This window comes from Prevotella sp. AM23-5, from assembly GCF_003473645.1.
Lineage (GTDB): Bacteria > Bacteroidota > Bacteroidia > Bacteroidales > Bacteroidaceae > Prevotella > Prevotella copri_A.
This window is the reverse complement of the sequence record NZ_QUCG01000012.1, coordinates 46604-73296: the sequence shown is the minus strand read 5'-3', so window position 1 is coordinate 73296 and position 26693 is coordinate 46604. Positions and strand designations below refer to the sequence as shown.

Sequence of the window (26693 nt, the reverse complement as noted above, 5' to 3'; positions counted from 1 at the left end):
CTTCGCACTTGCAGCGCAGACACCATATTACGTGCTATCGAAGAACTGACTTTTAAGAGCATCACCTATAAGTCTGCTTCTGGCAAATCCTATGATTTCAATACTGCAGACAAGATGAACTGCTTACTGGTCAATGCCCTGCTTGCTACTGGTCAATTGAAATCCGGTCAAGAGTATGATTTTGACTTTGACCATCAGTTCATTGAAACAGAGAAGTATGATGCAAAACTAACCTACAAGAAGTTCTTGGGCTATAGTCCAGGTGTAGCTGTCATTAACGACATGATTGTTGGTATTGAAAATAGAGACGGCAACACAAACGTGCGCTTCAACCAAAAAGAAACTTTGGAAAGAATCTTCAAGCGATTGGAGGCTTCGGAAATATATATTTCTCGTGCCCGCATGGATTGCGGCTCATGTTCGGAGGAAATCGTAGATATGGTAGAGGCTCATTGCAGGCATTTTTATATTCGTGCCAACAGATGCTCTTCTTTCTACGATTCTATGTTTGCCTTAACTGGATGGAAAACTGTTGAAATCAACGGTATTGAGTTTGAGTTGAATTCTATCCTTGTTGAGAAATGGAAAGGAAAACCGTATCGTCTTGTCATACAGAGACAAAGGCGAATAGATGGAGACCTTGACATTTGGGAAGGCGAATATACCTACAGATGTATACTGGCTAACGATTACAAGTCGAGTGCAAGAGACATCGTGGAATTCTGCAATCTTCGTGGTGGCAAGGAACGCATCTTCGATGACATGAACAATGGCTTTGGCTGGAATCGATTGCCAAAATCGTTCATGGCACAGAATACTGTATTCCTGCTTATGACAGCTCTCATCAGAAACTTCTACAAAGCTATTATGCAGAGATTGAAAACCCATGAATTTGGATTGCGTGCCACCAGCAGAATCAAGACCTTTGTTTTCAAGTTCATCTCTGTTCCTGCGAAATGGATTAAGACATCACGTAGGCATGTATTGAACATTTACTCAGACAACAATGCTTATGCCAACCTGTTCAAGACAGACTTTGGTTAAAGACCATGCTTTTCTGGTTAAACCAGCGTATTACCTCAAGTCGCTTTATGGAGTAAGGGGATTTTGTGTCTGCGACATTTCTGTTGTGCAAGAAATATGTACAATAAAATGAATTTTGTCGCTTTGCAAGCAAAATCCCACTAAACCCTATAGGTTGCGGATTTGAGGTAAAGAAGGTTACACAAAAGAACAAATAGCGAAACTTATGTTTATAAATGGTCGTCATCGTAAGACTTCTGACTATTCTCTATATTGGCGAGCCGGAAACTCCATTGTCGTGCAGGTCTTGTCCGCAGTCTTTACTGCAATAATCAAGCAGTATCCAGATTCATTCGGAGAATTTGCCTGTATGTCTCTTAAAGAGTGAAAAACTGCCACGAAAAAAGAGTATCAACGTCGATATTATGCCAGTCATAAGGAAGAACTACAACGCAAGAGCCGTGAGTACCACAGACAGCTAAGAGTGAATAAAAATAAGTGATTGTGGAAAATATTTGCAAAGTTTTCTACATAAAAAAAGTTAATTAAATCGGCGGGGTGTTACACATATCGCTGATTTTTTGTATTTTTGCACCATTAAAGAAAGAAAACGATATGGCAGAAATAGCAAACCGTATATACGAGACAAGTGAAGGGCAGATTCTCTTCATCTCAGACTTCTCTGACATCAATGATAATGAGAAGGTGGTAAGTCGTGCACTTTCTGTAGAAGAAAAAAAGGGAAATATAGTTCGATTAGCTAATGGGGTTTATCTTCGCCCTAAGAATACCCGATTTGGGATAGTCTATCCATCAATAGATGAAATGGTGATGGCTATAGCCCAGCGAGATAAGGTACAAATACAACCTTCAGGAGTTACAGCGCTCAACAAACTTGGACTCTCAACACAGGTGCCTACAAAATATACTTATCTGACATCGGGAAGTGGAAGAGTCTTGACTCTTGGAAATCGGACTATAGAGTTGAAGAGAAGTGTTCCTAAGAACTTTGCTTTTCAGACAGTGTTGGCAGCGCTTCTTGTACAAGCTCTTAGAACATTAGGACAAAAGAATGTAGGTAATCAAGAACTCTCTACCATTAGAAAATTGGTCAATGAAGAGGAACATAAAGACTTGTTTGTACAAGATCTTACTCTCATGCCAGTATGGATGAGAAAGCTGATAACTGATATTATAGATAAAAACGAGCATTATGACACTTTGGTTAAATCACACAATAGATGAACGAATAGCAATGTTGCAACGTGCGGAAGAGAAGTTTCGTATTAATCAGGTTGCAATTGAAAAGGACTGGTGGGTAACTGTGGTGCTCAACGCTCTTTTCAAATGTTCATGTGCAGATCAACTTATCTTTAAGGGAGGTACAAGTCTCAGTAAAGGATGGAATTTGATAGAAAGATTCAGTGAGGATATAGACTTATCTGTAAGCCATGAATTCTTCGGTATAGAGAAGACGACAAAGAATCAGCGTGAAAAACTTCGCAAGAAGGCACGTAGGTATTTTCTTGATACAGTTTCAGCAGAGTTGGATGAAAATCTAAAGAAACTTGGTGTGGAAGGATACCATATAGAAAATGTAGTAGAGGAAATTGATGAGGATGGTAAGGCAAGTCCCGTTGCAAGTGATAAGGATCCATCTGTCATTCTCGTTCATTATGAGTCTATGCTTGGTCATACGATAGAGTATATTCCGCCAAGAGTTAAGATAGAGATTAGTTGCTTGTCTATGAATGAACCTACGGAAGACCGTTTGATTTCATCATATATTGAGCAGACTTTCCCTGGAGAAGATGCGGCGGCTACAGCTACGGTCAGAACAGTTGTGCCTACTCGAACATTCCTAGAGAATGCATTCCTGCTATGCGAGGAATTTCAGAAACAGACTCCTCGTCATGTCCGAATATCTAGACATCTTTATGATCTCGAACGCTTGATGGATACAGAATTTGGCAAACAAGCCCTGCAGGATATGGACTTGTATGAGCGTATTGTTAAGCATCGTTCCATATACTATGCTGTAGGTTATGTAGATTATTCTAAGTTGATGCCGAGTGAGATTGATTTCGTTCCTAGGCAAGAGTTGATGAAGGATTGGGAGGGTGATTATGCAGAGATGTGTAACCACTTTATCTATGGTCAGACTTTATCTTTCGAAAAACTTTTAGAGCGAATCAAGGAGTTGCAAGATAGGTTTAGAAAAGCCTTTTAGCGACTTTTACTCCTTAATAAAATGTTCAATATAAAAGTTGGAAGACAATAAGTGCTTGGTATTCAGCCCTAATATTCCTCTGGAATGACGACGAATATTAAAAGTCGATGATAGGGCTGTTCTCTACACGGAGAACAGCCTTTTTCATCTTCTTTCTGTTACTTTTTCATCTCATATCTGCCCGGATGTTTCCTCAATCATCACCTTATATATAATATTCAGCGATAATTTACGTTATTACATTGTGTTAAGACGAATCATCATATTATGTTTTTTGCTGGCAGGCGTGCTCTGTACGAGAGCGCAGTATGATCCATCCTTCAGTCATTATTTCGACATGGAGTCATCCTTCAATCCTGCAGCAGTGGGTAAGCAGGCTAAACTGAATGTTACGGCTGCTTACGCTCTTGATATGGCAGGATTCGAACACAATCCCCGTACGATGTATCTGGCAGCAGATATGCCTTTCCTGCTTTTCAATCATCAGCAGGGTGTGGGTGTTTCGCTGATGAATGACCAGATAGGTCTCTTTACCCACCAGCGTCTTAGCCTGCAGTATGCTTATAAAAAGAAGATATGGGGAGGAAAGATGAGCATCGGATTGCAGGGAGGTATGCTGAGTGAGAGTTTTGATGGCAGCAAGGTGGATGCTGGAGAATCGGGCGACCCTGCTTTTGCTACGACAAATGTAGAGGGAAGCGGTATGGATTTTGCTATGGGTCTCTATTTCATTCATCGTAATTGGTATGTGGGACTTTCAGGGCAGCATCTTACTTCTCCTAAGATCAATCTGGGTGATTCAAATGAATTTAAGATTGATGCAACGTATTATTTGACTGGTGGATACAATATTCAACTGAGAAATCCGTTTTTATCTATAAAGTCATCTGCTCTTGTCAGGTATGATGGTACGGCGTGGCGAGGCGATGTTACCGGACGGCTGGTTTATCAGCACGAGGGAAAGCATTTGTATGGTGGACTCACCTACAGTCCTGATCATTCTGTGACCTTTCTATTGGGAGGTACTTTTCATGGGGTGATGCTTGGGTACAGTTATGAGTGCTATACTTCGAAGTTGAATGCGGGCAATGGTAGCCATGAACTCTTCATAGGATACCAGACTGAGATCAGTCTTGCCAAAAAAGGAAAGAACAAACATCAAAGTGTTAGAATACTATAGTATATCATCAAGAATATGAATATTGAAATGAAGAAAATATTAGGGCTCTTCTGCTCACTTGTAGCACTGCTCTCCCTGAGTGGCTGTTTTAGTGCCAAATCTACTTCCATGGCAGGTAGAGGAGGAGAAGTTGTGGGCGTAAGCGGAAGAGGGTTCGTGGAGCCTACACCTTACGGAATGGTAAAGGTGAACCGTGGTTTCCTGAAGATGGGGCTTGAGACTCAGGATTCGCTATGGGGTGCCAAGACTCCCCGTAAGGATGTTTCCGTAGATGGTTTCTGGATGGATGATACTGAGATTACGAACTCTGAGTACAAGCAGTTTGTTGCTTATGTACGCGATTCCATCCTTCGTACCCGTCTTGCCGATCCTGCCTATGCCGGTGATGAGACCTATATGATTACCGAAGACAAGAATGGCGACCCGGTTCCTCCGCAGGTTAACTGGAAGAAGCCTTTGCCAAGAAAGCCGAATGAGGATGAACTTCGTGCGATAGAAAGTCTCTACAATGTGAATCCGGTGACCGGTGAGAAGCTGATTGATTGGCGCCAGCTCAACTATAAGTATGAAATCTATGATTACACTGCAGCTGCCCTTCGCCGTAACCGAATCAATCCGCAGGAGCGCAGTCTGAATACAGATATCCAGATAAATCCTGATGAGGTGGTGATGATTTCGAAGGATACCGCTTATTATGATGATGAGGGCAGAGTGGTGAGAGAGACCATCAACCGCCCGTTGAGCGGTCCGTGGGATTTCCTCAATACTTATATCGTGAATATCTATCCGGATACCACTTGCTGGGTGAATGATTTCCGTAACTCGGATAATGAAACTTATCTGAGAAGCTATTTCAGTAATCCTGCCTACAACGATTATCCTGTTGTGGGTGTCACCTGGGAGCAGGCGAATGCCTTCTGTGCCTGGCGTACCGACTACCTTCTGAAAGGTTTGGGACCGGAGGCAAGATTCGTGCAGCGTTACCGTTTGCCAACAGAGGCAGAATGGGAGTTTGCTGCCAGAGGAAAGAATCAGAGTGAGTTCCCTTGGGACAATGCTGACGTAAAGAATGGAGATGGATGTTTCTATGCCAACTTCAAGCCAGATAGGGGTAACTATACCAAGGATGGTAACCTGATAACGAGTAAGGTGGGTATTTATTCACCCAACTCGAACGGGCTCTATGATATGGCTGGTAATGTGGCTGAATGGACCAGTACCGTTTATACCGAGGCAGGAGTGGATGCGATGAATGATCTGAATCCTGACCTGAAATACAATGCAGCCAAGGAAGATCCTTACCGGTTGAAGAAAAAGAGTGTAAGAGGTGGTTCCTGGAAAGACCCGGAATCTTTTATCCGCTCGGCATGGCGCTCTTGGGAATACCAGAACCAGCCACGCTCATATATCGGATTCCGTTGCGTAAGAAGTCTGGCTACTACATCGAGTGCCAAGCAGAAACCATCAAGAAATAAGAATAGGAGATAATCAAAATGGGTGACTATAGTAAATATAATATTGTCTATCGTCTGCAGAAGTGGATGGATAGTGTTCCGGGACAGACTTTCCTGAACTATGCATATAGTTGGGGTGCGAGTATCGTTATTGCAGGTACTCTCTTCACGTTGACGCATCTTCCCGGAGCCAAACTGATGATCTTCCTGGGAATGGGCACTGAGATTATCGTGTTCTTCCTGTCTGCTTTCGACCGTCCTTTCGATAAGACAGCTGATGGCAGAGAGCTTCCTACTCATGTGACGGAGGAATATCTGGAGACGGGTAAGGTAGAATACCAGGACAAGAATGTGGCTGCTTCTACCATAGGAGCATCTTCTTCTCCAATTGCTGGTGTTGCCAACCAGGCTTCCTCAATAGTTCAGCCGGATGCCTTGGCAGAAATGCAGGTAGCTTCTGAGGAAATGCAGAAAGTGCAGAGCAGCTATGTGGATGAACTGAAAAATCTGGTAGATACCCTTGGCAAGGTTAATGAACAGAGCTCCCGTCTGACTCGTGACAGTGAGGAGATGGAAAACCTGAACCGCACGCTTACCGGTATTACCAAGGTTTATGAGATGCAGTTGAAAAGTGCCAGTCAGCAGATTGGTACCATCGACCAGATCAATGAACAGACCCGGAAGATGGCTCAGCAGATAGAGCAATTGAACAGCATTTATGCACGTATGATTGCAGCGATGACCGCAAACTTAAAAGAAAAATAAATGGCAATAAAGAAAAGACCGATTTCACCACGCCAGAAGATGATCAATCTGATGTATGTCGTCTTGATGGCTATGTTGGCACTGAATACTCCTACTGAAGAGGAACTCGGTGTCAAGGGAAAGTCGTTGGTGGAGAAGGTGAAGAGAAGCTTGCAGGATGAACCGCGGAAGGGCGATGAGAAGAAGAAGGATGTGAAACTCGTGGAACTGAATGTGAGTGAGATGAATGCCTTCGTGATTCCTGAAAAGACGACCCTTTATGCGGGTGAGCGATTCAACTCACAGGTGGTGATGGCGGCTATAGACAGTACCCAGCGCCCTGAAATCTATGTCAATGGCAGTCGGCTTCAGGCTGCTGATGGTAGATATAGCTTTACGGCTGGTGGGGTAGGAGAACATCAGTTTAATGGCTATATTCTGATGAAAGGCAAGGAGGGTGAGGAAATCCGTCGTAACTTCAGTCAGAAATATACCGTATTGCCTGTTCCGAATTCTGCTACCGTGGCAGCTGACCTGATGAATGTGCTTTATGCAGGTTATGCCAATCCTATCAGTATCAGTGTGCCGGGTGTTCCGGCTAATGCCATCTCTGCCTCTATGAGTGGTGGCTCGTTCGTATCAAAAGGCAACGGTCATTTCGTGGCGACTCCATCTACCGTTGGCAAGGATGTTACCATTCATGTAACGGCAAGAGATAAGGGACAGGTTCGCTCGCTGCCGCCTTTTGTTTTCCATGTCAGAAAATTGCCAGATCCTACCGCTTATATCGCAATGGGAACAGACAGATTCAGAGGTGGTGGTTTGGCAAAGGCCAATCTGATGGGTGCCACGGGCATTCATGCAGCCATCGACGATGGACTTCTGGATATTCCTTTCAAGGTCGTCGGTTTCGAAACCGTCTTCTTCGACAATATGGGTAATGCCATTCCGCTGGCTTCTGCTGGAGCCAGTTTCTCGGCCAGACAGCGTGAGGAGTTCAGAAAGCTGTATCGCAACCGTCGTTTCTACATCTCTCATATCAGAGCTGTAGGTCCCGACGGCATCATGCGAACCCTGCCTTCGGCAATGGAAGTTATCGTAAAGTAATAACGGAGTTTCAAATTTAAAAATCAAAGTCAATGAAAAAGATATTGTTCTTGTTCCTGCTCTTGGGAATGGTGCAGGGCATCTGGGCACAACCTGAGGCCCGCAGGCAGGCGGCAGCACAGAAGAAAGCAGCGCAGCAGAATGGCGATACTCCAACCCTGCGTGCGCAGATCTCCTTTCCTACTGCTCTCCCGATGGATGAGGACGTGGTTTGGAGAAGAGATATCTACCGTGAACTGGATCTCAACAATGAAGCCAATGCTGCGCTCTATTATCCTGTAGAGCCGAAGGGAAATCAGATGAATCTCTTTACCACCATCTTCAGGTTGATGATGACGGGAAAGATTACCGTATTCCAATACCGAATGGATGGTAATGAAAGTTTTACCGCTGCCGACCGGGTGGATCCGAAGTCTTTCCTGGACAACTATCATATCTACTACGAGAAGCAGGCAAATGGTAGAATCAAGTTAGACAACAGCGATATCCCTTCGCGTGAGGTGAAATCGTATTATATCAAGGAGAGCAGTTTCTTCGACCAGCGTTCTGCTACCTTCCATACCAAGGTGTTGGCGCTTTGCCCTATCATGACCCGTGAGGATGATTTTGGAGATGGTGGAACCAGGTATCCCCTCTTTTGGGTGAAATATGATGATCTGGCTCCTTATCTTACCCGCCAGCAGGTGATGACTAGCAATCTGAACAATGCCGTGGTGATGAGCATTGATGATTACTTTGCCAGAAATCAATATAAGGGTAAGATTTACAAGACCAACAATCTGTTGGGACAAACCCTTTCTCAATACTGTACCACGGATCCTGCCATGGCAAAGGAGCAGAAACACATTGAGGCTGAACTGGTTGCCTTTGAGAAGAATATCTGGGGTAATCAGGCTAGAAAGGATTCACTGGACAGCATTGCCCATGCAGCAAAGGATGTAAAGGGAAGTGTAAGGAAGAATCGCCGAAGCACAGGATTGCGTGGCGCATCTGCCAACACCGGCAAGGTTTCCCGTGTCAAGTCAAAGCAGGCTAAAAACAGAACCTCTTCTGCCAGCGGTTCGGCTAGAGTCACGGTGAGAAGAGAGCGCCATTAAGATGTTGAGGAGAGAACGCCATTAAGTAAAAGAGATGTTGTTTTCAACATATAGTGTGAACATATTTAATTAGTAACAATTAAAAAAGGTAAGAAAATGAAGAAGATTTTATCACTTGTATTCATGGTAGCTGCTATGATGTATGCTACTAGCGCAAACGCTCAGGTTAAGTTCGGTTTAAAGGGTGGTTTGAACGTGACAAGCATGTCTTTCAGCGAGGATGTATTTGATGCTTCCAACAAGACTGGTTTCTTTGTTGGTCCTATGGTAAAGGTTACTGTGCCTATCGTAGGCTTGAGCTTCGATGCTGCAGCTTTGTACGACCAGAAAGAGGCTGACGTTAAGTATGTAGGTACTAATGGTGACTTCGGTCAGGCGAACGTGAAGCAGCAGTCTATCAATATTCCTGTCAACGTACGTTATGGTTTTGGCTTGAGCAGCCTGGCTAACATTTTCCTCTTTGCTGGTCCACAGTGGGGTATCAACGTAGGTGGCAAGAACTTTACATGGAATGAGACAAGCAGCTATTCTTTGAAGAAGTCAAACTTCAGCGTAAACGTAGGTGCTGGTGTAACCTTGCTGAACCATCTTCAGATATCAGCCAACTACAATATCGCTTGCGGTAAGTCGGCTGATGCTAGCTTCTCTAAGGCCCTTGATGCAGTTACAAATGCAGGAAAGGACAAGAGCCATAACAACTCTTGGCAGATTGCACTCGGCTACTGGTTCTAAACTACTGTAGCCTGTATCTCTCCGAGTAGATACATTAAAATATATAAAAGCAGGTACCTGATGATGGGTATCTGCTTTTTTTTTGCTATCTTTGCAGAACGAATGTTTGGAAAGAATAGTTGGGTAGCTGTTTCATACGATAAACATTCTGAAGAATTAGAAGATAGAAACAATGAGATATGTAGATGTGATATTGCCTCTTCCGCTCGACGGCACCTTTACTTATTCTGTCCCCGAAGGGATGGAAGAGAAAGTCGTGGCTGGTATGCGCGTGCTTGTTCCCTTAGGAAAAAGCAAGAAATATATTGCCATGGTAGCGGATGTACATTCCGAAAAGCCGGATTTCAACTGTAAGCCGATAGAGGCTGTTCTTGATTCCTATCCCTCTCTTCTTCCCCAGCAATATCGCCTTTGGCAATGGATCAGCGATTACTATATGTCACCTCTTGGCGATGTATATAATGCAGCCATGCCTGCCGGAATGAAATCTACAGAGAAATTCAAGCCCAAGATGGAACTCTATGTGGAGTTGGCTAGCAGTTATCGCAATGAACAGGCTCTGCACGTGGCGCTCAATATGGTGCAGCGTGCCCTGAAGCAATCGAAGACTTTGACCACCTTCCTGGCTCTTTCTCATTGGGATAGTCTGGAGGGAGATACGCCTAGAGAAGGTATCAAGAAGGTGACGAAGGAAGAGCTGATGAACGAGGCAAGATGCACGGCGGCTGTGGTCAAGGCGCTCATCGACAGAGGCATCCTCTTTACCTACGAGTTGGAAGTGGGTAGATTGAATACGGCTGGAGAATCGCATCTAGACCAGATCAAGCCCTTGTCTATGCCGCAGCAGGATGCTTACAATCAGATACTGATGCAGATGCTGAAGAAAAACGTAGTGCTCCTGCATGGTGTAACTTCCAGCGGAAAGACGGAAATCTATATCCATCTTATCAGAAAAGCCATCGAGGAACACAGGCAGGTGCTCTATCTGCTGCCCGAAATCGCCCTGACGGTTCAGATCATGGAGCGACTGCACAAAGTCTTTGGCGACCGGCTCGGTATCTATCATTCTAAATATAGTGATGCTGAGCGCGTGGAAATCTGGCAGAAACAACTCTCCGGGCATCCCTATGATGTGATCCTGGGAGCAAGAAGCGCAGTCTTTCTGCCTTTCCAGAAACTGGGACTTGTCATCATCGATGAAGAGCACGAGACCTCTTTCAAGCAGCAGGATCCGGCTCCACGCTATCATGCCCGCAGTGCAGCCATCGTGCTTGCCAACATGTATCCGGAGGCAAAGGTACTTCTGGGAACGGCTACGCCTTCGATGGAAAGCTATTACAATGCCCAGCAGGGTAAGTATGGATTGGTAGAACTGAAGACCCGATACAAGGATATCCAGTTGCCTGAGATACAGGTGGTGGATGTGAAAGACCTCCGCCATCGCAAGATGATGACGGGTGTTTATTCGCCTGTGCTCCTGGCGGCTGTAAAAGAAGCCCTGAAGAATGGAGAGCAGGCTATCCTCTTCCAGAACCGAAGGGGATTTGCACCGATGATAGAATGTAAGGTATGTGGATGGGTGCCGAAATGCAAGAACTGTGATGTTTCGCTTACCCTGCATAAGAGTATCAATCTCCTGACCTGCCATTATTGCGGTTATACTTATCCGGTTCCTACAGAATGTCCTAACTGTGGCAGTACTGAGTTGATGGGCAGGGGTATCGGAACAGAGCGCATCGAAGACCAGATTTCCGAAATCTTTCCCGAAGCCCGCATCGCCCGAATGGACTTAGATACAACCCGTACCCGAAATGCCTACGAGCGACTGATCTCCGATTTCTCTTTGGGAAAGACAAATCTTCTGATTGGTACGCAGATGATATCCAAGGGCTTGGATTTCGATAAAGTGAGTGTAGTAGGTATCTTGAATGCTGATTCAATGCTCAACTATCCTGATTTCCGTGCTTACGAGCATGCTTTCATGATGATGGCGCAGGTGAGTGGAAGAGCCGGAAGAAAGGGCAAACGGGGACTTGTGATTCTGCAGACCAAGAATCCGACACTGCCTATCATCAGTCAGGTAGTACACAATGACTATGATTCTCTTTTCAAGGGAATCCTGGAGGAGAGAAGAATGTTTCATTATCCGCCTTTCTTCCATCTTATCAATGTGTTCCTGAAGCACAAGCACGAAAAGATCTGCCAGCAGGCTAGTCTGGAATTGGGCAAGACGCTGAGAGGATGGTTTGGTGAACGCGTACTCGGACCGGATAAGCCGGCTGTAGCACGTGTAAAGACAATGAATATCCGCAAGATTGTCATCAAACTGGAGAATGGTATCGACCAGAAGAAGGTGCGCGAATATCTGAAGTATGCCCAGCAGATGATGGCGAAAGATCCGAGGTATGGAGCTTTGCAGATATATTATGATGTGGATCCTATGTAATGGAAAAGGCTATCCTGCATGATGCGGGATAGCCTTTATAATTGTAGTTATGTATTTTCTTTTGAAAAGAATGTGAATTCTTTTTAGAAATTGATGTCAAGACCAACGGCAAACACATTGTTGTTACGTGTGTAGTCTGAACTATAGTTGATGCTCTTCTGTTCTGTGAGCTGAACTTTCTCTGAAGTCTTCTTGTGCTGATAGAAGGTGTGGAAGTAAGCCACGTTCAGATCCATCTTCTTGTTGATGTGATAAACACCACCGACGGCTGCAGAGTTAGAACCAACAACGAAAGACTTGTCGTCCATATACTCATCGCTCAAGCCATAGTTAGTGTTCTGCCAACCTGTACTCAAGGTAATTTTCTTGTTGACATCCACCTCAACACCTGCGTTGTACTCCAAGGTACCGCGGTCCAACTTCTCCTGACGATTGTTGTATGATGTAGCGTGCTTGTCATCAAACCAGTGGAAACCTACGTTTACACGTACTGCATTTACAGGGCTGTAACCTACACCGAGTGCCAGGTAAGCAGGAATATCGCCTGCAATCTTCTTGCCATCTGCGTATTCACCGATAGCCTCTTCGAGCTTAGCATCGAACTGAGTCTTCAACTGTCCCATAGCTCCCTGAATAACTGGGTTGCCGATGATGGCATTTGCAGCAGCCTCTGGTACGCCATTAGCAATGTAAGCATTGCGGAGGTTGTCTGGAAGGTTACCGATACTTGGAACCTGGTTTACAGACTTGTTCTTCAGGCGGATACGAGTCTTGAACTCATACTTGGCAGCGAAGTTCCACTTGCCAGTCTTGAAATCCACGCCGATGATAGGAGTGAAGCCCACACCGCTCTGGTCACAGCTCAACTCGATGTTAGCTGCTGTTTCCTTGGTAGGGTCGAGTACCATATAGAGAGGCATTGCGCCAACCTTGATGTTCTCTACATATCCATAATAGTTGGTAGAAGCATAGACACCACGTACGCCTGCGAATGCACTGAAGTTGTCGCTGAACTTATAAGCGGCACCCAGAGAGAGACCATAGTAGTACTGGCGACCGTGCATATAACTGTTGTAGCTATACTTGCCTTCCTTACCGAAACTCTTGTCGCTAGTGAAAACAGCTGGTACACCATACTGTGCTGCAACCTGGTCTACAGCACCAGCCAACTGGCAAGCTGCCAAAGCTGTCTCAGCTACAATCTTCTCGAAAGAGCCCAGTCCATCGTCGAAAGTACACTTTCCACCGCCACCAGTGAGGGCGAAACCAGCCTGGAGTGACCATCTGCCTTTATTATAAGCATACTGGAAAGAAGGGATAACAGGTGCAAACGCCTTACCCTTGAACTCGCGTGGAGTAGTAGGATTGTTCACATTGTTAGTGAACAATGGATAATCATTTTCAATGCTACGTGTCTGGTAAGCCAACTGCCAGTTGATGGCAAGATGCTTTCCTTCACCCATGAATACAACGCCGGCTGGATTGTAGTAAACGCCGTCGATACCAATTGAAGCCTCACGGCTCATCATTCTGTTGAATGCAACGTGCTGATTGGTGTTAGTGAGCAAACCACCTGCCAAAGAAGGCGTTGCACAGGCCATCGCAATGGCTAAACTAACTAATTTTAGTTTCTTCATCTTAATAATATTAAATAAAAACGTCCGCAAAGGTAACTATAATGTTCTATTTTGCCTTAATGTCTGGATAAGATTTAATGTATATTAACGTAAATAGCCCAAGAATCTGCACAGACTTTAAGTTCTGTGCAGCTTCTTGGGCCATTTGAATGCTTTTATAGTAAGTTTAGAAACCTTGAAAAGTGAGCTGTTTTTAAGGCTTTTGAGTGTCGGTTTCAGCTTGAGGAGCTTCTTCCTCCTTTTTCATGCTTTGATTCTCCTTCACATTCATGTGAGGATAGGAGATGCGGGTATGATAAATCGCCTTCAGACGATCGATAAGCACCAGCTTGGCAAGTGCAATGTCACGGAAGGTAATCGGGCATTCCTTGAAGAATCCATCTGCCACCTGTCCATCGATGAGCTTGTTTACCAGATTACTGATACTTTCTTCCGTATATTCATTCAGTGAACGGGAAGCTGCTTCTACTGTATCCGCCATCATCAGGATGGCCTGCTCTCGGGTAAACGGATTGGGTCCCGGATATTGGAACAGTGACTTATCTACTATTTCCGTAGGATGGGCATTGCAATAGTTTACATAGAAGAATTTGGCAATACCCGTGCCGTGGTGAGTAGTGATGAAGTCCTTGATAATACCCGGCAAACCTACCTTTTCTGCCATCTTCAGTCCTTCTGTTACGTGACTGATGATGATCTGGGCACTTTCCAGATCACTCAGCTGGTCGTGTGGATTCACTCCTGCCTGGTTCTCCGTAAAGAATACCGGGTTGGTCATCTTGCCGATATCATGATAGAGTGCTCCGGTACGTACCAGCAGACTGTTTGCCTCGATACGGTTGGCTATCTCCGCAGCCAGATTACCTACGGTGATGGAGTGCTGGAAGGTGCCAGGTGCTATTTCACTCAGGTTGCGCAACAAACCCTTGTTGGTGTTGGACAACTCGAAGAGTGTGACATTAGAGGTGAAACCAAACGTCTTTTCGATGATGTACATCAGTGGATAGGCGAGCAGCAGGAAGATTCCATTGATGGTGGAATAGGTGTACATGCTGCGGTCGATATTGAACACCTGATTGTCTTGCATCAGTTGGAGGGCTACATATACCACGGTAGTACTGATGGAAACCAGGAGGGCAGTGAAGAATATCTGCGAGCGCTTGGATAATTCGCGCAGACTGTAAATCGTAACCAAGCCGGAAACCAGCTGCACGATGATGAATTCATATTGGTATTTCACAGCTGCCGCACAGATGAGAATCATCGTGGCATGCGTGATGAAAGCCGTTCGTGAATCCATAAAGACGCGCACAAAGATAGGTGCCATGGCAAATGGGATGATATATACGCTGAAGAAATTGTGCTTCATGATGAGTGACACAAAGATTGGGAACAGCGTGATCATCGCATAGAGCATGGTGATGCTGCGTGGCTTGTCGAAGTAGTCTTTGCGGAAGAGCGTGAGATAGAAGGTAAACATCATCACGAGAATCAGTACGAAGAGTGCCTGGCCGATGATGGTAGTGGTAAGTTCGTCCTCTGTAGAACTTCGGCGCTTCGTCTCCTTGTCGAAAGAGGTAAGCACTCGGTAAGTATAATCATTGATTACTTCGCCTCGGTCGATGATTTTCTGTCCACTCATCACCATACCGCTGGCCAGCGGTATGCTGCTCAGCAGGTCAGTTCGTTCTGCCTCCGAGCGTTCCTTATCATATATAAGGTTGGGTTCCACATAGTCGTTGAGATTGCAGCGGGAGAGAATCTGCCGCTGTGCCGATATCTTCTCATCAAAGAAGATGTGCTCATAGGCGGCAATGGTAGAGTAGAAGTTACCGATAGGAAAGCTCTTGGCATTCTTGCCGCTGATGATGCGTATCATACTGGTAGAGTCCTTGTAGATACGGTTGTATTCAGGCGTGCTGACAATGCCCGTCTGATAAACCTGCTTCAGCTGGTTGGCTATGAGTTCCACGTATTCCTTCGGAAGTCCAGGGATTCCCTGGTTGAAATCGTGGAGGAAGCGCTTGATCTGTTCATTGCCGACATTGGTGTTCACGGTGTAATACGGCTGGAACTGCCGCAGCAGCGAATCCTGCTCGTGCTTGATGGCTTCATCGGTCTTGTAGATCGGGAAGTCGAAGGTGGCAATCACTGAACCGTACATCCAAGGTTTTCCCACATCGTAACGGAACTGTCTGCCCTCATTGCGTGGCAAAAACCAGACAATGATGGCAACTGTAAAGATAACGAGAATGGTCTTGGTGATCAGGTTGCGCCAATAATTCTCCTCGAGATTGTTGAATATACTCATGTTTGTTACGCTTTATGGTTTGTGACGTTTTTGGGCTAAAAAACTGCTCATTTTCCCAAATATTGAGCAAAAAATCAGCATTTCTCCCATTAATTCCTTTTTACAGTGCGAAAATACGAAAAAAAACTATTATAATCGCAAAAAAAACTGTAAATTTGCAGAAAAATTCAAAAATAGCTATAAAATAAGACATGGCAGATAGAAAAGTAAGAGTGCGTTTTGCCCCAAGTCCAACGGGAGCACTGCACATTGGTGGTGTCCGTACCGCCCTTTATAATTATTTGTTTGCTCGCCAGCATGGTGGTGAGCTTGTGTTCCGTATCGAGGATACAGACTCTCATCGTTTCGTACCAGGAGCCGAGGAATATATCCTGGAATCTTTCAAGTGGCTCGGTATCCAGTTTGATGAGGGTGTGAGCTTCGGTGGCGAGCATGGTCCTTATCGTCAGAGCGAGCGTCGTGATATCTATAAGAAATATGTACAGCAGCTTTTGGACAATGGTAAGGCATACATCGCTTTCGATACTCCAGAGGAGCTGGAAGCTAAGCGTGCTGAGATTCAGAATTTCCAGTACGATGCTCATACCCGTATGCAGATGCGCAACTCTCTCACCCTTTCCAAGGAGGAGGTAGATCAGCTCATCGCAGACGGTAAGCAATATACAGTACGTTTCAAGATTGAACCAGGACAGGAGATTCATGTCAACGATATGATTCGTGGCGACGTGAAGGTGATGAGTGATATCCTGGATGACAAAGTTCTCTATAAGAGTGCTGATGAATTGCCAACTTATCACTTGGCAAACATCGTGGACGACCACTTGATGGAAATCTCTCACGTGATTCGTGGTGAGGAGTGGTTGCCTAGTGCCCCATTGCACGTTCTCCTTTATCAGGCTTTCGGTTGGGAGGATACAATGCCTCGCTTCGCACACCTTCCTTTGCTTCTCAAGCCAGAGGGTAAGGGTAAGTTGAGCAAGCGCGATGGTGACCGCCTCGGTTTCCCTGTATTCCCATTGGAGTGGCACGACCCTAAGACCGGTGAGGTTTCTTCTGGTTATCGTGAGAGTGGCTACTTCCCAGAGGCTGTAGTCAACTTCCTGGCGCTCCTCGGCTGGAACCCTGGTACGGAGCAGGAAATCTTCTCTCTCGATGAGTTGGTGAAGGCTTTCGATATCTCCCGCTGTTCCAAGGCTGGTGCCAAGTTCGACTTCAAGAAGGGCATCTGGTTCAACCATGAGTACATCCTTATGAAGAGTGATGATGAGATTGCCAACCTCTTTGCGCCTATCGTGGCTAACAATGGTGTAGAGGAGACTTTGGATAGAGTAAAGCAGGTGGTACACATGATGAAGGACCGTGTGAACTTCGTCTATGAGTTGTGGCCATTGTGCTCATTCTTCTTTATTCCTCCTACAGAGTATGATGCCAAGACTGCCAAGAAGCGCTGGAAGGAGTATTCTGCTCAGCAGATGACTGAACTCGCTGAGGTTCTCGAGGGCATCGAGGACTTCTCAATCGAGGGTCAGGAGCCTGTCGTGTTGAAGTGGGTAGAGGACAAGGGCTATAAGCTCGGTGATGTAATGAATGCCTTCCGCCTGACTCTCGTAGGAGAGGGCAAGGGTCCAGGTATGTTCGACATCTCTGCCTTCCTCGGTAAGGAGGAGACTTTGCGTCGCCTTCGCAAGGCTATCGAAGTTTTGGGTTAATTCACAATAAACATCTCTCTGAGGAACTTTTGCCGTCGGGCTGAATGTTTCTCAGAGAGTTCACGTATTTATAGATACTAACCAATAAAAGTAATATCATGATCTATAATATCGTAATATATTTCGTCCTATTGGGCATAGCCATCGCCAGTCTGTTTAATGAAAAGGTACGCAAGATGTGGCGTGGTGAGCGTGAGGCTTTCAAGATATTGAAGCAGAAGGTGGATCCTAACGCTAAGTACATCTGGTTTCATGCAGCATCGCTCGGTGAGTTCGAGCAGGGACGTCCGTTGATGGAGCGTATTCGTAAGGATTATCCTCAGTATAAGATTTTGCTCACCTTCTATTCTCCTTCGGGTTATGAGGTGCGCAAGAACTATGAGGGTGCCGACATCATCTGCTATATGCCTGTGGATACACGTCTGAATGCTATCCGTTTCCTTCGCCTGGTACGCCCTGTGATGGCTTTCTTCATCAAGTATGAGTTCTGGTCTAATTTCCTTCATATTCTGAAGCATCGCAACATTCCTACCTATAGTGTGAGCAGTATCTTCCGCGAGGATCAGGTATTCTTCAAGTGGTATGGCAGGAGTTATGCCAATGTACTGAAGTGTTTTACCCGTTTCTTCGTGCAGAATGAGGAAAGCAAGCGATTGCTGGAAAGCATCGGAATCAAGGATGTGGATGTGGTAGGAGATACCCGTTTCGACCGTGTTCTCCAGATCAAGGAGGCGGCAAAGCATTTGCCTATCTGCGAAGCTTTCAGAAGTGGGGTGGCTGGTTCTGATTCTGCTGCGTCTTCAGAGAAACCATCTCATCCAGACTACAAGGTCTTCGTGGCTGGTAGTTCATGGCCTCCAGATGAGGAAATCTTTATCCGTTTCTTCAATGAGCATAAGGATTGGCGACTACTGATTGCTCCTCATGTGATTGCTGAGGAACATCTGAAGCTGATTCTTTCTCTCTTAAAGGATAAGCAGGTGGTTCGCTATACGCAGACTACTCCTGAGGAGGCAGCCAAGGCTGATGTGCTGATTATTGATTGCTTCGGCTTGCTGAGCAGTATGTACAACTATGGAGATGTGGCTTATGTCGGTGGCGGATTTGGTGTCGGTATTCATAATACGCTGGAAGCAGCTGTATGGAATATGCCGGTTATCTTCGGTCCGAACAATAAGAAGTTCCAGGAAGCTCAGGGCTTGCTGAAGTCGGGTGGTGGTTTTGAAATCAATACCTATGAGGACTTCGAGGGCTTGATGAAGTCGCTGATGAATGACGAAGCTTTCCTGAAGCAGGCTGGCGATGAGGCTGGTGCTTTCGTAGCGAGCCTTTCGGGAGCCACAGACAAGGTTTTGGCTAAGGTTACATTATAATATATAAAAGGTCTCATGGTTTTTGAAAATCATGAGACCTTTTTTGATGTTTGGCATAGAATTCTATTTGTTTCATTCCATGCTTGTATTATGCTTTTTCTATTTGATGATGCGGTAGTAATCCTCCTTGCGAGGCTTTACGGTATGAGGATGTGCAGATGCATAACCCAATGCCAAGGCTCCTACTCCCATCAAACCTTCTGGAAGATTCCAATCCTTCATCAATTTCTTGCCTTCTTCTGATGCGAACATACCATCTTCACGGTTGATCCAGCAGGAAGAAAGACCGATGGAGTGGGCTGCAAGCATCATATTGCCCAAGATGAGGCTGCCGTCTTTTACTCCGTTCACATTACTTTCTGGAGCCAGGACGATGACGATGGTTGGCGCTCCGTAGTATGGATCACTCTCTACACCCATGATGTCTGCGTTCATCTTGCGAAGCTGGGCGCAAACCTCAGGATTCTGAACTGCTATGATGAATGGCTCCTGTGTGCCATGACCGGTAGCTGCCCAAGTGCCAGCCTCCAAAACTGTCTTCAACTCCTCGTCGGTAATCTGGTCAGCCTTGAAGCGACGAATGCTTCTTCTCTCCTTAATGGCTTTCAAAACTTCATTTTCCATATTATCTTGTTTTAAACATTGTATTTAGAATTCTTTTCTTTTTATTCGCTCTTTTATGCAGGGCATCCGCTCAAATCCTCTTCATCCATATACTGGCTGAGAACGCGCGCGATGCGAATCAAACCCTGCATCAGGGTTTTGCGAGGACAGGCGATGTTGAGGCGCAGGTAGCCCTGACCAGCCTTCCTGCCATACATCGTACCGCTGTTGACGAACACCTTGCCGTCATTCATCAGCTTTTCGTAAGCCTCGTCGCTAGATAATTCGAATGGCAGAATGTCGAGCCAAACAAGGTAAGTACCTTCCAGACGGGTTACGCGAACCTGCGGCAATTCGGTATTGAAGAATTCCTTTACTGCCTGATAGTTCTCGTAGAGATATTGGTTCAGTTCATCGAGCCATTCCTCACCCTCGTTGTAGGCAGCCTGGAGAGCGATGACGCCGAAAGGATTGACATCACATACCTCGTTGATGTTGATGGCACGATTGATGCGGCGGCGCAATGCTGCATCCGGACAGATGATGTTGGCAATCTGAAGTCCAGCAATATTGAACGACTTTGATGGAGAATTCAGTACCACACAGTTGTCACGGCACGCTTCGCTGATGCTTGCAAACGGAGTATATTGATAGCCAGGCATAATGAGTTCGCAGTGAATTTCATCGGCAATGATCTTCACGTTATGCTTGAGGCAGATGTCGTTCATTCGTTCCAGTTCCTCTTTCTTCCATACTCTACCGGCTGGGTTGTGAGGGTTGCAGAGAATGAAGGCAGTGGTCTTCTCGTCAGCACACTTTCGCTCGAAATCCTCAAAATCTATCTCGTAGGTACAGTTACCCACACGCTTCAATTCATTTTCTTCCACTTCGCAGCCGCTGTTCTTGATACAGGAGAAGAAGCAGTTATACACAGGAGTCTGCACCAAAACCTTTTCGCCTGGCATGCAGATAGCCTTCAGGCAGCTGGAGATGGCTGGTACTACGCCCGATGTATAGAGAATCCAGTCTTTCTCGATGTTCCACTGGTGGCGGCGTGCGAACCAGCTGATGATAGCCTCGTAATAAGAATCCGGTACGAGGGTGTAGCCGAAGATGCCGTGAGCTACTCGCTTCTGCAGGGCTTCGATGATGCAGGGAGCGGTCTGGAAATCCATGTCTGCTACCCACATCGGAATAACGCCGTCTTCCTTTACCAGATCCCATTTATAGGAATTGGTACCGCGACGTTCGATGATTTCATCAAAATTGTATTTCATTTTTGTTTTCTATCTATGTTATTTCTTCATTGCTCGTAGGATAAATCTCCTTTTCCTTAATCAAAATCTCCGTTCATAAGTGTTGAACGTATGTTCAACACTGCTGAACTTACGTTCAACGCTTTTGAATGTCCGTTCAACGTTTATGAACGGAGATTTCTCTTAATACTAAGAACAATTCTCCTTAATGGCAATGCTTATTTTGTTTAAGGGAATACAGAATCGCAATGAATGCTTCTGCTATTTCGAATGGTCGATGATTTCACATGCTCCCTTAGGCGCCTTGGCAAACTCTGTATAGGTTACGCTTCCCACTTCATCAGCCTCGATTCTTCCGGAAATAGGATTCTTGATATTGGTGATGCTTCCCTTGATGTGTGCATTGATGTTCGTGCAATCCTCAAAGGCGCGGTCGCATTCCTTATCGAAGGTGCAGTCTTCGAGGGTGACATGGTCCATATAGCAGAGTGGCTGTTCGCCGCTGATGTGGCAACGTACGAACTTGATGTTCTTGCTGTGCCAGGCAAGATACTCGCCATTCAGTTCTGAATCATAAACCGTCACATTCTCGCACTCCCAGAAACTATCCTTGGTAGTTATCTTGGCATGGTGAATCTCTACATTTCTGCAGTATTGGAATACATATTTGGAATCGCTCTCCAATCCATCTATGTAGATGTTCTTGGAAAACATGAATGGATAGGTGCCGTCGTGGAGCTTTACGTTCTTCAGTTTCAGACCATCTACCTTCCAGAAAGTCTCGTCTGCATCGGTGATGTTGACATTCTCCAATTCCAGGTTCTTCATTTCGCGGAAGAACTTAGGACCATCGATGGTGCAGTCTTTCATCACCATATTATCACTATACCAGATGGCGGAACGGCTCTCTGGGGCGAAGTAGCAGTCTGTGATGAGGGAGCCATCCACATGCCACCAAGGGTATTTGCCATAAAACTTGGAATGGTGGCATTCTATGTTCTTGCAGCACTTGATGCCCGACTCGCCATCTGTAATCGTGATGTCCTCCAGGCGTACGTCGTGAGCACCAAAGAGAGGGCGCTCGCCTCCGAATGATTTGTTCTTTATCTGTTCCATAATTTTCTATTATCCTTTCTTATTTGTTATTTCTGTTTGCAAAATTACAAAAATAATGCCAAAGTCGTATAACCCGATTTACTGAAAAGTGTAACTTTATGGCGTATTTGCGGATAAAGTTGCTGAAGGCAGGAAAAATGGAAATCAAAAAAGGCTGAATCATGAAGCATTTTCACGATTCAGCCCTTATCGAGTTAACTTCTAAAAATCCGAAGTGGAGAATTACAAGTTAGGGTTCATCTCTTTCCACTCAGCTACTGGAGGAACGATGCCAAGCTCTACGATCTCATCGCGCATCTTGCAAAGGTGCTCGTAAGACTTAGCGAGGCTAGCGAGCTCTTCCTCTGTACCTGTAGGCTCTGTGAAGTGAACACCAGTCTTGTCGATAGTAGTAGGCATAGCCATCATTACGTTCTTGAAACCGCACTTGTCGCAGTTTACATAGCAACCTGCTGGCAATGTGAACTTCTCACCACCCATAGCAGCCTCGATCATCTTAACTGCGTTGTAAGCTGGGCTCTGGAATGAAGAACGGCCACGGAGCTTGATGATGTTAGAACCACCCTGTACTGTGTGGTGCTTGATCTCCTCCCAACGCTCGTCAGAAAGACCCATCTCTGCCAATGGCTTGCCGTCAACCTTAACCTGAGAAGCAAATACTGCCATCTGCTCGCCGTGACCACCATAAGTGTGAGCGCCAGTAACCTTATCCTGCTGTACACCGAACTCGAGAGCCAAAGCCTGCTGCAAACGAGTAGAGTCGAGAGCTGCGAGTGAAGTCAACTGATTTGGCTTCAAACCAGAGTGGATAAGAGCTGTCAAAGCTGTAACGTCAGCTGGGTTGAAGATAACAACTACGTGCTCAACCTCAGGGCAGTACTTCTTGATATTGTCACCGAACTCAGCAGCGATCTTGCAGTTACCCTTGAGAAGGTCCTCACGAGTCATACCCTCCTTACGAGGAGCACCACCAGAAGAGATGATGTACTTAGCGCCAGTGAAAGCTTCCTCTGGATTTACTGTATAAGTAACGTTAACACCAGGGAATGCGCACTGCTGAATCTCATCGAATACACCGTGAACACCTGGCTCGAAGATGTCGTAGAGACAAATATTAGGAGTAAGACCGAGCATCAAAGCGCTCTGAACCATGTTAGAACCAATCATACCGCCTGCACCGACGATAACGAGCTTGTCATTTGTTAAAAATTCCATAACTACAATTTTTTATTTAAGTGTTTATAAATTTCTTGTTAGGGTAGACGGCACCTGGTCGCAGCCCTTGCTTTTTGGGATTGCTATCGGTTAAAAAGACCGTAAATCTCGCACTTTTAGCTTTCCGACCGCAAAATTAATAAAAAGTAATGTAAATCGTGCATTATTTTACGCTTAAATTTGTGATTAATTCTTAAAATTAGTATCTTTGTAATCTCTAATTAGCAAAATGCCGTTATTTTCTCTGCTCTGGAGGCGGTAAATGGCATGAAAATCGAATATGTTATTATCAATACTTGGCAATTATGAATGAAATCAATCTAAGATTAGCTAGCTTGAGGGAAGTGATGAAGCGTGAGCATCTGGCTGCCTTTATCTTCCCTAGTACGGATGCTCATCAGAGCGAGTATGTGGCAGACCATTGGCTCGGCAGAGCTTGGATTTCCGGATTCAACGGATCGGCTGGTACCGCTGTGGTAACCATGAACTCTGCTGCTTTGTGGACAGACTCCCGCTACTTCCTTGCGGCAGAAGAACAGTTGAGTGGAACAGAGTTCCAGTTAATGAAGCTCAAGATTCCTGGAACTCCTACTGTTGCTGAATGGCTGGGAAAGGAATTGGCAGATGTTGCATCTCCAGAGGTCGGACTGGATGGTATGGTCAACTCATACGCAATGACCTCGGCACTTATCTCTGATTTGCGTAAGGAGGGTGGTATTACCTTGCGCACTAATTTTGATCCATTGAAGGAGATATGGAAAAATCGTCCTGCTATTCCGGAAAATCTGGTGGAGATTCAGCCTATGGATTTTGCCGGTGAGACAGCCGTTTCTAAGATAGCTCGAGTCAGAAAGGCTTTGCGAGGTGTTCATGCTGATGGTATGCTGGTGTCTGCACTCGATGATATTGCCTGGACTTTGAACTTGCGTGGTACGGATGTGCATTGCAATCCGGTATTCGTTAGTTATCTCCTGATTGCATCTGATAAGGTGTCGCTTTTTGTAGATGAGGCTAAGCTTACAGGTGAGATTCGTGCTTATCTTCAGGAAGCTGGTATCTCTGTATATAATTATAATAAGGTGGAAGAGGGATTGAAGCAGTATGCAGAATATAATATTCTCCTGGATGGCAATGAAACCAGTTATCATCTTTGGAAAACCGTGAAATGTCAGGAGATCATTTCCCAGAACTCTCCAATCCCAGCTATGAAGGCAGTAAAGAGTGAAGCTGAAATTGCTGGCTATCGCCGAGCGATGGTACGTGATGGTGTGGCAATGGTCAAGTTCCTGAAATGGCTGCTCCCTGCTGTGGAAGCTGGAGGTGAGACCGAGATTTCCATCGATAAGAAGTTGACAGCATTGCGTGCTGAGCAGGATTTGTTCCGCGACATCTCGTTTGATACAATAGCAGGTTATCAGGAGCATGGAGCTATCGTGCATTACGAGGCATCTCCGGAGACCGATATTCCGCTCAAGCCGGAAGGACTTCTTCTGCTGGATTCCGGAGCCCAGTATCAGGATGCAACTACAGACATCACCCGTACCATCGCTCTTGGTCCAGTAACAGACGAGATGAAGCATATCTACACCTTGGTGCTCAAGGGACACATCCAGCTGGAGCTGGCAAAGTTCCCGGATGGAGCTTCTGGTACTCAGTTGGATGCGCTTGCCAGAGAATGCATGTGGAGAGAAGGCCTAAACTTCCTGCACGGTACCGGACATGGTGTAGGTTCTTATCTGAATGTGCATGAGGGACCTCATCAGGTTCGTATGGAATATATGCCGGCACCTCTTCGTGCAGGAATGACCCTGACAGATGAGCCAGGACTCTATCTTGCTGGAAAGTTTGGCGTGAGAATCGAGAATACCATACTGATTCAAGATTATAAGGAGACAGAATTCGGTAAGTTCCTTCAGATAGAATCCCTTACCCTCTGTCCGATCGACACCACTCCGATAGATGTAGAGATGCTCTTGCCGGAAGAGATTGCATGGCTCAATGATTATCATGCAGAAGTGTATGCAAGATTGGCTCCTTATCTCGATGAAGAAGAGAAAAAATGGCTGAAAAATGCCACAAAAGCCATAAAATAAAGGTTTTAGAGCAAAAAAATGCCTAAAATCTTGGTTTTCTGAAAAATAAGATGTAATTTTGCACCCGCAATTTGTGGCATTACGCCCATTTCGCTAGAAATAACATAAGTTTAACATAATAAATTAAAAAGCAAAAAAATGATTATTGTACCAGTTAAGGACGGTGAGAACATCGAGAGAGCTCTCAAGAAGTTTAAGAGAAAGTTTGAAAAGACAGGTGTTGTTAAGGAGTTGCGTGCTCGTCAGCAGTACGACAAGCCATCTGTTTTGAAGCGTCTCAAGATGGAACACGCCATCTACGTACAGCAGTTGCGCGCTAACGAGGAATAATATTATCCTCGGTAGAGGATGAAAATGCTCTCTTATTGGAAGCAAAAGTCCAAGAAGAGAGCATTAAAAGTAAAAAATCCTCAAAATATTTGGTGGTTTCGAAATATTTTCGTAATTTCGTTGCCGAATAACAAAAACTACAACTGTTATGTTGAATATAGACAAGTTCTTGGAATACTTATGCAGTGAGCTGAACAGGTCGCCGCGGACAGTAGAAAGCTATCGGGATGATCTGATACACTTCGAGAAGTTTGCTAAAGGCTTGTCTGATTCGTTCTCTTGGGAGACCGTCGATTCTGATATGGTTCGGAATTGGATGGAAAGCATGATGGATAAGGGAAACTCAGCTGCAACGGTCGAACGTCGGCTCAGTGCTCTGAAAACCTTCTACCGGTTTGCTTTGACAAGACATTATGTTGAGTCTGATCCCGTATATAGCATCAAGGGGCCTAAAAAAGAGAAACCTCTTCCACAATTCGTTAAGGAAAGTGAGATGGATGAACTCCTGGATAGGCAGGTGTGGGGCGATGATTATAATAATGTACGTGCGCGTACCATAATTATAACGTTCTATGAAACCGGGATGCGACTGTCGGAACTCGTGAATCTGGATGACTGTGATGTCAGCTTCGTGAATTCGGAGATCAAGATAACGGGTAAGGGAAACAAACAGAGAATAGTGCCATTCGGTGACGAGCTTAAAAATACGCTCCGCGAATATCTTAAGTTGAGGGATGCAAGCGTTGAAGCTTCTTCTCCGGCATTCTTCCTTTCTGATAAAGGTGAAAGGATGCAGCCTGCAAAGGTCAGGGATATCGTGAGAACGAACCTCGCAAGGGTTTGCTCGTTGAAGAAAAAAAGTCCTCATGTGTTGAGACATTCATTTGCTACGGCAATGCTGAATCATCACGTAGGAATTGAAAGTTTGAAAAAGCTGCTTGGACATGCGAATCTCTCGACAACCGAGATTTATACGCATACTACGTTCGAGCAATTAAAACGAGTTTATAATATTGCCCATCCTAGGGCGTAACCTT

Annotated in this window: 20 protein-coding genes and 1 pseudogene; 15 read left to right on the top strand and 6 right to left on the bottom strand. The window is 45.3% G+C overall.

The genetic code is table 11. The features are described from left to right. The 10 genes and pseudogenes from DW657_RS04950 to priA form a co-directional block, all read left to right on the top strand. The coding region (locus DW657_RS04950) for an IS1380 family transposase (protein ID WP_118311621.1) at positions 1-1044 on the top strand (1044 nt) is incomplete at its 5' end. Positions 1045-1638: 594 nt separating this feature from the next. Further along, positions 1639-2268, top strand: coding sequence for a DUF6088 family protein (locus DW657_RS04945; RefSeq protein ID WP_089543958.1), 630 nt, complete (start codon positions 1639-1641; stop codon positions 2266-2268). Beyond that, positions 2237-3253, top strand: coding sequence for a nucleotidyl transferase AbiEii/AbiGii toxin family protein (locus tag DW657_RS04940; protein WP_118311620.1), 1017 nt, complete (start codon positions 2237-2239; stop codon positions 3251-3253). The genes DW657_RS04945 and DW657_RS04940 overlap by 32 nt, the downstream gene beginning before the upstream one ends. Before the next feature lie 244 nt (positions 3254-3497). Next, positions 3498-4433, top strand: a complete 936-nt coding sequence (locus DW657_RS04935) for a type IX secretion system membrane protein PorP/SprF (RefSeq protein ID WP_233546610.1) — start codon at positions 3498-3500, stop codon at positions 4431-4433. A gap of 27 nt (positions 4434-4460) precedes the next feature. Next, positions 4461-5921: an SUMF1/EgtB/PvdO family nonheme iron enzyme gene (locus DW657_RS04930; RefSeq protein WP_118311625.1), complete on the top strand. Its 1461-nt coding sequence runs from the start codon at positions 4461-4463 to the stop codon at positions 5919-5921. 5 nt (positions 5922-5926) lie between these two features. Beyond that, positions 5927-6652, top strand: coding sequence for a gliding motility protein GldL (gene gldL, locus DW657_RS04925; protein ID WP_118311618.1), 726 nt, complete (start codon positions 5927-5929; stop codon positions 6650-6652). Positions 6653-6841: 189 nt separating this feature from the next. Next, positions 6842-7738 (top strand): annotated as a pseudogene (gene gldM, locus DW657_RS04920) (gliding motility protein GldM); the annotation flags it as partial. A gap of 32 nt (positions 7739-7770) precedes the next feature. Further along, a complete protein-coding gene (gldN, locus tag DW657_RS04915; protein ID WP_118311616.1) occupies positions 7771-8835 on the top strand; it encodes a gliding motility protein GldN in 1065 nt (354 codons plus the stop codon). A gap of 96 nt (positions 8836-8931) precedes the next feature. Then, complete coding sequence (locus tag DW657_RS04910) at positions 8932-9567, top strand: porin family protein (protein ID WP_118311615.1); 636 nt, start codon at positions 8932-8934, stop codon at positions 9565-9567. A 172-nt stretch (positions 9568-9739) separates the two neighbouring features. Further along, entirely contained in the window at positions 9740-12013 is a 2274-nt protein-coding gene (gene priA, locus DW657_RS04905; protein WP_118311614.1) for a primosomal protein N', read from the top strand. An 83-nt stretch (positions 12014-12096) separates the two neighbouring features. Here priA and DW657_RS04900 read toward each other — a convergent pair whose 3' ends face one another. Further along, positions 12097-13650, bottom strand: coding sequence for an OmpP1/FadL family transporter (locus tag DW657_RS04900; protein ID WP_118311613.1), 1554 nt, complete (start codon positions 13648-13650; stop codon positions 12097-12099). Positions 13651-13843: 193 nt separating this feature from the next. Continuing rightward, on the bottom strand, positions 13844-15961 hold the full coding sequence (locus tag DW657_RS04895) for an HD family phosphohydrolase (protein ID WP_118311612.1): 2118 nt from the start codon (positions 15959-15961) through the stop codon (positions 13844-13846). Positions 15962-16152: 191 nt separating this feature from the next. On the opposite strand from DW657_RS04895, the gene gltX reads away from it, so the two are divergent. Both gltX and DW657_RS04885 read left to right on the top strand, forming a co-directional pair. Next, the gene (gene gltX, locus DW657_RS04890) at positions 16153-17670 is read left to right on the top strand and encodes a glutamate--tRNA ligase (RefSeq protein WP_117662561.1); all 1518 of its coding nucleotides are present in this window, start codon (positions 16153-16155) and stop codon (positions 17668-17670) included. 101 nt (positions 17671-17771) lie between these two features. Further along, positions 17772-19043 (top strand): 3-deoxy-D-manno-octulosonic acid transferase, encoded by a 1272-nt coding sequence (locus DW657_RS04885; RefSeq protein ID WP_118311624.1) that lies wholly within the window; start codon positions 17772-17774, stop codon positions 19041-19043. Positions 19044-19142: 99 nt separating this feature from the next. On the opposite strand, the gene DW657_RS04880 is transcribed toward DW657_RS04885, so the two are convergent. The 4 genes from DW657_RS04880 to DW657_RS04865 all read right to left on the bottom strand — a co-directional run bounded on the left by DW657_RS04880 (position 19143) and on the right by DW657_RS04865 (position 23233). Then, positions 19143-19667 carry a nitroreductase gene (locus DW657_RS04880; RefSeq protein WP_118311611.1) on the bottom strand — a complete coding sequence of 175 codons (525 nt, stop codon included), beginning with the start codon at positions 19665-19667 and terminating at the stop codon, positions 19143-19145. 53 nt (positions 19668-19720) lie between these two features. Further along, entirely contained in the window at positions 19721-20923 is a 1203-nt protein-coding gene (locus DW657_RS04875; protein ID WP_118311610.1) for a MalY/PatB family protein, read from the bottom strand. Positions 20924-21163: 240 nt separating this feature from the next. Continuing rightward, positions 21164-22018, bottom strand: coding sequence for a DUF3737 family protein (locus DW657_RS04870; RefSeq protein ID WP_118311609.1), 855 nt, complete (start codon positions 22016-22018; stop codon positions 21164-21166). A gap of 222 nt (positions 22019-22240) precedes the next feature. Next, on the bottom strand, positions 22241-23233 hold the full coding sequence (locus DW657_RS04865; protein WP_118311608.1) for a malate dehydrogenase: 993 nt from the start codon (positions 23231-23233) through the stop codon (positions 22241-22243). A gap of 305 nt (positions 23234-23538) precedes the next feature. On the opposite strand from DW657_RS04865, the gene DW657_RS04860 reads away from it, so the two are divergent. The 3 genes from DW657_RS04860 (at position 23539) to xerC (ending at position 26689) form a co-directional block, all read left to right on the top strand. Then, positions 23539-25326: an aminopeptidase P family protein gene (locus DW657_RS04860; RefSeq protein WP_118311607.1), complete on the top strand. Its 1788-nt coding sequence runs from the start codon at positions 23539-23541 to the stop codon at positions 25324-25326. Between the two features lie 138 nt (positions 25327-25464). Further along, positions 25465-25656, top strand: a complete 192-nt coding sequence (gene rpsU, locus DW657_RS04855; RefSeq protein WP_006848852.1) for a 30S ribosomal protein S21 — start codon at positions 25465-25467, stop codon at positions 25654-25656. A 148-nt stretch (positions 25657-25804) separates the two neighbouring features. Then, entirely contained in the window at positions 25805-26689 is an 885-nt protein-coding gene (gene xerC, locus DW657_RS04850) for a tyrosine recombinase XerC (RefSeq protein ID WP_199658305.1), read from the top strand. Positions 26690-26693 lie beyond the last annotated feature (4 nt).

Bases quoted from the DNA above. Each gene is read 5' to 3' on its own strand.
- DW657_RS04875 (WP_118311610.1), bottom strand. From the start codon at position 20,923: ATGAAATACAATTTTGATGAAATCATCGAACGTCGCGGTACCAATTCC.
- xerC (WP_199658305.1), top strand. From the start codon at position 25,805: ATGTTGAATATAGACAAGTTCTTGGAATACTTATGCAGTGAGCTGAAC.
- gldN (WP_118311616.1), top strand. From the start codon at position 7,771: ATGAAAAAGATATTGTTCTTGTTCCTGCTCTTGGGAATGGTGCAGGGC.
- DW657_RS04940 (WP_118311620.1), top strand. From the start codon at position 2,237: ATGACACTTTGGTTAAATCACACAATAGATGAACGAATAGCAATGTTG.
- DW657_RS04930 (WP_118311625.1), top strand. From the start codon at position 4,461: ATGAAGAAAATATTAGGGCTCTTCTGCTCACTTGTAGCACTGCTCTCC.
- DW657_RS04880 (WP_118311611.1), bottom strand. From the start codon at position 19,667: ATGGAAAATGAAGTTTTGAAAGCCATTAAGGAGAGAAGAAGCATTCGT.
- priA (WP_118311614.1), top strand. From the start codon at position 9,740: ATGAGATATGTAGATGTGATATTGCCTCTTCCGCTCGACGGCACCTTT.
- DW657_RS04900 (WP_118311613.1), bottom strand. From the start codon at position 13,650: ATGAAGAAACTAAAATTAGTTAGTTTAGCCATTGCGATGGCCTGTGCA.
- gltX (WP_117662561.1), top strand. From the start codon at position 16,153: ATGGCAGATAGAAAAGTAAGAGTGCGTTTTGCCCCAAGTCCAACGGGA.
- rpsU (WP_006848852.1), top strand. From the start codon at position 25,465: ATGATTATTGTACCAGTTAAGGACGGTGAGAACATCGAGAGAGCTCTC.
- DW657_RS04895 (WP_118311612.1), bottom strand. From the start codon at position 15,961: ATGAGTATATTCAACAATCTCGAGGAGAATTATTGGCGCAACCTGATC.
- gldL (WP_118311618.1), top strand. From the start codon at position 5,927: ATGGGTGACTATAGTAAATATAATATTGTCTATCGTCTGCAGAAGTGG.
- DW657_RS04945 (WP_089543958.1), top strand. From the start codon at position 1,639: ATGGCAGAAATAGCAAACCGTATATACGAGACAAGTGAAGGGCAGATT.
- DW657_RS04910 (WP_118311615.1), top strand. From the start codon at position 8,932: ATGAAGAAGATTTTATCACTTGTATTCATGGTAGCTGCTATGATGTAT.
- DW657_RS04860 (WP_118311607.1), top strand. From the start codon at position 23,539: ATGAATGAAATCAATCTAAGATTAGCTAGCTTGAGGGAAGTGATGAAG.
- DW657_RS04870 (WP_118311609.1), bottom strand. From the start codon at position 22,018: ATGGAACAGATAAAGAACAAATCATTCGGAGGCGAGCGCCCTCTCTTT.
- DW657_RS04865 (WP_118311608.1), bottom strand. From the start codon at position 23,233: ATGGAATTTTTAACAAATGACAAGCTCGTTATCGTCGGTGCAGGCGGT.